Annotated in this window: 1 protein-coding gene; it reads left to right on the top strand. The window is 70.7% G+C overall.

Annotated features, from left to right (window positions below; genetic code table 11):
• Nucleotide 1: 1 nt before the first annotated feature.
• Nucleotides 2-495: ATP-grasp domain-containing protein (locus tag AAHM41_RS40335; RefSeq protein WP_342242278.1), on the top strand; the 494-nt coding region annotated here is incomplete at its 3' end.

Here is a 495-nt window from a genome sequence, read left to right as displayed (position 1 = left end):
CATGAACATCCACGAATATCAGGCGAAGGGGCTGCTGGGGCGCTATGGCGTGCCGGTGCCGCGCGGCGGGGTGGCGTACACGCCGGAGGAGGCGGTGCGCGTGGCGGAGGGTCTCGGCGGCGCCGTGTATGTCGTCAAGGCGCAGATCCATGCGGGCGGCCGGGGCAAGGGGCACTTCCAGGAAGACCCGTCGGGCAAGGGCGGGGTCCGGGTGGTGAAGTCGACGGCGGATGTCGCGGCGGCGGCCGAGGCGATGCTGGGCCGGACGCTGGTGACGGTGCAGACCGGGCCTGCGGGCAAGGAGGTCGGCCGGATCTATGTCGAGGAAGGCTGCGACATCGCCCGCGAGCTGTATCTGTCGCTCCTGGTCGATCGCAAGAGCGGCCGGGTGACGATCATCGCCTCGACCGAGGGCGGCATGGCGATCGAGGAGGTGGCGGAGGCGACGCCGGAGAAGATCCTGACCATCGCCATCGACCCGGCCACCGGCCTGTC

Source organism: Inquilinus sp. OTU3971 (genome assembly GCF_038440215.1).
Note: the sequence above shows the minus strand (reverse complement) of the source record. Positions and strands in the feature narration are given on the sequence as shown.